This window comes from Variovorax sp. 01T439_2 (assembly GCF_056398445.1).
Genome location: NZ_JBFTPJ010000273.1, coordinates 1 through 6,304 on the forward strand (window position 1 = coordinate 1; position 6,304 = coordinate 6,304).

7 protein-coding genes are annotated in these 6,304 nt (G+C 66.4%); 5 read left to right on the top strand and 2 right to left on the bottom strand.

Annotated elements, in window-relative coordinates; genetic code table 11:
• The first annotated feature begins 202 nt into the window (after positions 1-202).
• The 4 genes from rplU (at position 203) to proB (ending at position 3,121) form a co-directional block, all read left to right on the top strand.
• Complete coding sequence (gene rplU, locus AC1DOC_RS14670) at positions 203-514, top strand: 50S ribosomal protein L21 (protein ID WP_015866992.1); 312 nt, start codon at positions 203-205, stop codon at positions 512-514.
• Positions 515-526: 12 nt separating this feature from the next.
• The gene (gene rpmA, locus AC1DOC_RS14675; protein WP_015866991.1) at positions 527-784 is read left to right on the top strand and encodes a 50S ribosomal protein L27; all 258 of its coding nucleotides are present in this window, start codon (positions 527-529) and stop codon (positions 782-784) included.
• Between the two features lie 70 nt (positions 785-854).
• Entirely contained in the window at positions 855-1,943 is a 1,089-nt protein-coding gene (gene cgtA, locus AC1DOC_RS14680) for an Obg family GTPase CgtA (protein WP_478080288.1), read from the top strand.
• A 38-nt stretch (positions 1,944-1,981) separates the two neighbouring features.
• Complete coding sequence (gene proB / locus AC1DOC_RS14685) at positions 1,982-3,121, top strand: glutamate 5-kinase (RefSeq protein WP_478084243.1); 1,140 nt, start codon at positions 1,982-1,984, stop codon at positions 3,119-3,121.
• A 65-nt stretch (positions 3,122-3,186) separates the two neighbouring features.
• Here the strand turns inward: proB and AC1DOC_RS14690 are convergent, their stop codons facing one another.
• Complete coding sequence (locus tag AC1DOC_RS14690; protein WP_015866988.1) at positions 3,187-3,717, bottom strand: CNP1-like family protein; 531 nt, start codon at positions 3,715-3,717, stop codon at positions 3,187-3,189.
• Positions 3,718-3,733: 16 nt separating this feature from the next.
• Positions 3,734-4,405 (bottom strand): RNA pyrophosphohydrolase, encoded by a 672-nt coding sequence (locus AC1DOC_RS14695; RefSeq protein WP_015866987.1) that lies wholly within the window; start codon positions 4,403-4,405, stop codon positions 3,734-3,736.
• Positions 4,406-4,551: 146 nt separating this feature from the next.
• Between AC1DOC_RS14695 and AC1DOC_RS14700 the strand changes: the two genes are divergently transcribed.
• Positions 4,552-6,297, top strand: coding sequence for a proline--tRNA ligase (locus tag AC1DOC_RS14700; protein WP_478084245.1), 1,746 nt, complete (start codon positions 4,552-4,554; stop codon positions 6,295-6,297).
• The last annotated feature ends 7 nt before the right edge of the window (positions 6,298-6,304 follow it).

A 6,304-nucleotide genomic window follows, 5' to 3' on the forward strand; every position in this document is an offset into this window, starting at 1 on the left:
GCGTGGACTGGCAAGGCGTTTGCGCGCGGCGCGTCTGAATGCGAAAGTGMCAGCGGCACGAGGCCGGAAGGCGCAGATTATAGGGAGGAGCGCGCGCCGTCCCGGCGGCGCCTTGGCTCAAACCATGTTAGCGCGTGCAAACCGTGCTAGAATCTTGGGCTCTGCGGAATTCGCCGTAGAGCTCATTCCTTAAGAGGTTCACATGTACGCGGTCATAAAAACCGGCGGCAAGCAGTATCGCGTTGCTTCCGGCGAAAAAATTAAAGTAGAACAGATTGCTGCGGATGTAGGCCAGGAAATCGTGATCGATCAGGTTCTTGCAGTCGGCAACGGCAGCGAAATCAAGATCGGTACGCCCCTGGTGTCCGGCGCAACGGTGACAGTCACGGTACTGTCGCACGGCAAGCACGACAAGGTCGGCATCTTCAAGATGCGCCGTCGCAAGCACTATCAGAAACGTCAAGGCCATCGCCAGCAGTTCACGGAACTGCAAATCGGCGCGATCGCTGGCTAAGGAGCAGATTCCATGGCACAGAAAAAAGGCGGCGGCTCAACGCGAAACGGGCGCGATTCCAAGCCCAAGATGCTCGGTGTGAAGGCCTTCGGCGGCGAACTGATCAGCGCAGGCTCGATCATCGTGCGCCAGCGCGGCACCCAGTTCCACCCCGGCGTGAACGTCGGCGTGGGCAAGGACCACACGCTGTTTGCACTGGTGGACGGCCACGTGTCGTTCGGTGTCAAGGGCGCACTGAACAAGCACATGGTCAACGTGACCCCGGCATAAGCCTGAGTCACTTCGATCAGCTCGAAGCCCCGCTTTGTCGGGGCTTCTTCATTTGTACACTGGATACCCCATGAAGTTCGTCGACGAAGCCTTCATCGACATCGCCGCGGGCGATGGCGGCAACGGCTGCGTGTCGTTCCGTCATGAAAAATACAAGGAATTCGGCGGCCCCAACGGCGGCGACGGCGGCCGCGGCGGCCACGTCTACGCGGTGGCCGATTCCAACCTCAACACCCTGGTCGACTTCCGCTATTCGCGCCGCCACGAGGCCAAACGCGGCGAGCACGGCATGGGCTCCGACATGTTCGGTGCCGCGGGCGACGACATCCTGCTGAAGATGCCGGTCGGCACCATCATCAGCGACGCCGAAACCGGCGAAGTGCTGTACGAGCTGCTGAAGGAAGGCGAGGTCGTCACCATCGCCAAGGGCGGTGACGGCGGCTTCGGCAACATGCGCTTCAAGAGCGCCATCAACCGCGCGCCGCGCCAGAAGACCCCGGGCTGGCCGGGCGAGAAGAAGAGCCTCAAGCTCGAGCTCAAGGTGCTCGCCGACGTCGGCCTGCTCGGCATGCCCAACGCGGGCAAGTCGACCCTGATCAGCGCCATCTCGAACGCGCGCCCGCGCATCGCCGACTATCCCTTCACCACGCTGCACCCGAACCTCGGTGTCGTGCGCGTCGGCCCGGAGCAGAGCTTCGTGGTGGCCGACCTGCCGGGCCTGATCGAAGGCGCATCCGAAGGCGCGGGCCTCGGCCACCTGTTCCTGCGCCACCTGCAGCGCACSCGSCTSYTGCTGCACGTGATCGACATGGCGCCGTTCGACGATGCGGTCGATCCGGTCGCCCAGGCCAAGGCCATCGTGGGCGAGCTCAAGAAGTACGACGCCGCGCTCTATGAAAAGCCGCGCTGGCTGGTGCTCAACAAGCTCGACATGGTGCCCGCCGACGAGCGCGCCGCGCGCGTGAAGGACTTCGTCAAGCGCCTGCGCTTCAAGGGCCCGGTGTTCGAGATCTCCGCGCTCACGCGCGAAGGCTGCGAGCACCTGGTGCAGGCCGTGTACCAGCAGGTCAAGGCGCAGCAGGCGGCTGAACATGTGCCGGTCGAGGTCGATCCGCGCTTCGTCGAGCTGCCGCCCGATACTTCTTCTTCCTCCTCCTGACGCTCCGCACCCCGCATTCACGACCGCCACGCCCCTCCATGACCTCGAACTCCGGATCCACTGCCTTGCGGGATGCCCGCCGTATCGTCGTCAAGGTGGGCTCCAGCCTCGTGACCAACGAGGGGCGCGGTCTCGATGAAGCCGCCATCGGCGAATGGTGCCGGCAGCTGGCGGTGCTGGTGCAGGGCGGCCGCGAGGTGGTCATGGTGTCCAGCGGCGCCATTGCCGAAGGCATGAAGCGCCTGGGCTGGCGCACGCGGCCGCACGAGGTGCATGAACTGCAGGCCGCCGCGGCCGTCGGGCAGATGGGCCTGGCCCAGATGTACGAGACCAAGCTGCGCGAGAACCAGATCGGCAGCGCCCAGGTGCTGCTCACCCATGCCGACCTGGCCGACCGTGAGCGCTATCTCAATGCGCGCTCGACGCTCGTCACGCTGCTCGGGCTGGGCGTGGTGCCGGTCATCAACGAGAACGACACCGTCGTCAACGACGAGATCAAGTTCGGCGACAACGACACGCTCGGCGCGCTCGTGGCCAATCTGGTCGAAGCCGATGCGCTGGTGATCCTCACGGACCAGAAGGGCCTCTACACGGCCGACCCGCGCAAGGACCCGCAGGCCAAGTTCGTGCACGAGGCCGCGGCCGGCGACCCGGCGCTCGAAGCCATGGCGGGCGGGGCGGGCTCCAGCCTCGGCCGGGGCGGCATGATCACCAAGATCCTCGCTGCCAAGCGCGCGGCCGGCTCGGGCGCCTCCACCGTGATCGCCTGGGGCCGCGAGCCCGATGCCCTGCTGCGCCTCGTGCGCGGCGAATCCATCGGCACGCTGCTGGTGGCGCAGACCGCCAAGCACCAGGCGCGCAAGCGCTGGATGGCGGACCACCTGCAGCTGCGCGGCGCGGTCACCGTCGATGCCGGCGCGGCCGCCAAGGTGCGCGCCGAGGGCAAGAGCCTGCTGCCGATCGGCATGACGGGCGTCTCGGGCGAATTTTCGCGCGGCGACGTGATCGCCGTGCGCGACGCCGACGGCGTGGAACTCGCCCGCGGCCTGGCCAACTACTCGAGCGTGGAGGCCCGGCTTCTGTGCCGCAAGCCCTCGTCGGAATTCGAGCGGCTGCTGGGCTATGTGGCGGAGCCGGAAATGGTCCACCGCGACAACATGGTGCTGATGCGCGGCTGAGGCCGGGCCGGAATGGAAAACGAGGCCTTCAAGGAGGCCCCGTTCGATCGTTCTGCCGCCTTGCCTTATTGCAGCTGGCGCGCCGGGTCCCGCATGTTGGTGACCATGTCCTTGACCGAGACGCGGGGCGCATGGCCGCGGCACAGGCCCTGCTGCGCCAGCTGCCTGGCGTAGCTCGAGTTCAGGTCGCGGAAGCTCTTCCACTCGGACCGTTCGACCTTGCTCCAGGCGCCGTTGTTGAATCGCGCGTAGCTCTTCACCTCGTCGGTCGAGCAGCGCACGCCTTCGTAGAAAGCGTTCAGCGCCGCATCCCCGCCGCTGCGGCTGGTGGCGACCACCACGTAGCGCACCACGCCGTCGCCGGTGATCGTGATGGTGGCCGGATCGACGCCGAACTTCAGCGACATGTAGGGCGGCATTGCGATCGGCTCGAGGCGCTTGACGTCGAAGGCCGGCGGCGGAGGCGCCTCGCTTTCCTTCCATTCGGCATCGGTCTCGTAGCGCTTGGGCGGCGGCGGCAGGCCGGCCTGCGCCCAGTCGGGGTTGTCCGTGTCGTGCGGGCCCGATGCGCATCCGGCCAGCAGGGCCAGGCACACGGCGAGCAGGGCGCCCTCAGCGCTGCGACGGAAGGAAGGGCGCTTTGTTGTGGGGAGGAGGGGAAGGGTCATCGCTCGCAGAAGTAATGTCGGGATGTGGATCGAAACTGCCGCCGGGCGGCAGGTCCAGCCCCGCGGGCGCGCCGCCGTCTGGCATGTGGCGCTCGAACTCCCGGGCGCGCACGTTGCTGCGCAGGAAGCGGTTGCGGAAATCCTGCCGCGGCAGGTAGCGAGCAAGCTCGGTCAGTGCCATCTCGTAGACGCCGCGTTTGAATTCGACGACCACATCGAGCGGCACCCAGTAGTCGTGCCATCGCCAGGCGTCGAATTCGGGGTGGTCGGTCGCGCGCAGGTTCAGATCCCAGTCGTGACCGATCAATTGCAGCAAATACCAGATTTGCTTCTGGCCCTTGTAGTGGCCCCGTGCGTCACGGCGAATGAACCGATCCGGCACCTCGTAGCGCAACCAGTCACGGGTACGGGCCACGATGCGCACGTGCTCCGGATGGAGTCCGACTTCCTCGTGCAGTTCCCGGAACATGGCTTGCTCGGGACTTTCGCCGCGGTCGATGCCGCCTTGCGGAAACTGCCAGGAATGCGTGCGTATGCGTTTGCCCCAGAAAACCTGGTTTCTCTGGTTGAGCAGGATGATGCCGACGTTGGGCCTGAAGCCGTCCCGGTCGAGCATAATCAAACCCCAATTTTTGAACTGAGTCGATTATGCATGCCGGGTTGCACACGGCAAGCGGCCAGTTCGAGGCCCGCGGGTTCCCGGAGGTCTCTCCGCCGGCATCCGTCTTCCCCAAGATTTTTAAATCCACCAGCGCGATCCCGATGAAAGCTTCCCGATTTTTTGTCTCCACCCTCAAGGAAGCGCCCGCTGACGCCGAGGTCGCGAGCCATCGGCTCATGATGCGCGCGGGCATGATCAAGAAGCTCGGCACGGGCATCTACACCTACATGCCGATGGGGCTGCGCGTGATCCGCAAGGTCGAGGCGATCGTGCGCGAGGAAATGAATCGCGCCGGCGCGGTCGAGCTCACGATGCCCGTGGTGCAGCCGGCCGAGTTCTGGCAGGAGACCGGCCGCTTCGACAAGATGGGCCCCGAGCTGCTGCGCATCAAGGACCGGCACGACCGCGACTTCGTGGTCCAGCCCACCAGCGAAGAGGTGGTGACCGACATCGCGCGCCAGGAAATCCGCAGCTACAAGCAGCTGCCGAAGAATTTCTACCAGATCCAGACCAAGTTCCGCGACGAGCGCCGTCCGCGCTTCGGTCTGATGCGCGGGCGCGAATTCATCATGAAGGACGCCTACAGCTTCGACCGCGACCTGGATGCGGCCAAGGCCAGCTACCAGGCCATGGCCGATGCCTACCGCCGCATCTTCGACCGCTTCGGCCTGCGCTACCGCGCGGTGGCGGCCGACAGCGGCGCCATCGGTGGCGACCTGAGCGAAGAGTTCCAGGTGATTGCCGCCACCGGCGAAGACGCCATCGTCTACTGCCCCGGCAGCGACTACGCGGCCAACATGGAGAAGGCCGAGGCGCTCGCTCCGGCCGGCCCGCGCCCCGTGGCGGCCAAGGCACTCGAGAAGACGCCCACCCCGGGCAAGAGCACCTGCGCCGACGTGGCCGAACTGCTCGGCGTGCCGCTCTCGACCACCGTCAAGTCGCTGGTGCTGGCAACGGACATCCTCGACGAGGCCGGCAACCCGAAGGGTTCGCAAGTCTGGCTGCTGCTCCTGCGCGGCGACCACGACATGAACGAGATCAAGGTCGGCAAGGTGCCGGGCCTGGACAAGGGCTTCCGCTTCGCGACGCTGGCCGAGATCGACGACCACTTCGGCTGCAAGCCCGGCTACCTCGGCCCGCTGAACCTCAAGAAGCCCGTCAGGCTCGTGGCCGACCGCGAGGTGATGGTCATGGCCGACTGGATCACCGGCGCCAACGAGGTCGACTTCCACATGACCGGCGTCAACTGGGGCCGCGACCTGCCCGAGCCCGAACTGGTGGCCGACCTGCGCAACGTGGTGGCGGGCGACGCCTCGCCCGACGGCAAGGGCGTGCTCGCGATCGAGCGCGGCATCGAGGTGGGCCACGTGTTCGTGCTCGGCACCAAGTACAGCAAGGACATGAACGCCACCTACCTGGACGAAGCCGGCAAGCCGCAGTTCCTCGAGATGGGCTGCTACGGCATCGGCATCACGCGCCTGCCGGCCGCCGCCATCGAGCAGAACCACGACGAGCGCGGCATCATCTGGCCCGACGCGCTGGCGCCGTTCACGGTGGTGGTCTGCCCGATCGGCATGGACCGCAGCCCCGAGGTCAAGGTGGCGGCCGAAGCGCTGTACGGGCAGCTGCTCGCGGCCGGCGTCGACGTGCTGCTGGACGACCGCGGCGAGCGCCCGGGCGCGATGTTCGCCGATTGGGAACTGATCGGCGTGCCGCACCGCGTGGTCATTTCCGACCGCGGCCTGAAGGAAGGCCAGCTCGAATACCAGCACCGCCGCGACACGGCAGCCACCAAGGTGCCCGCCGCGGGCATCGCCGAATTCATCGCCGGCAAGTTCGCGCAATGAGCCTGGA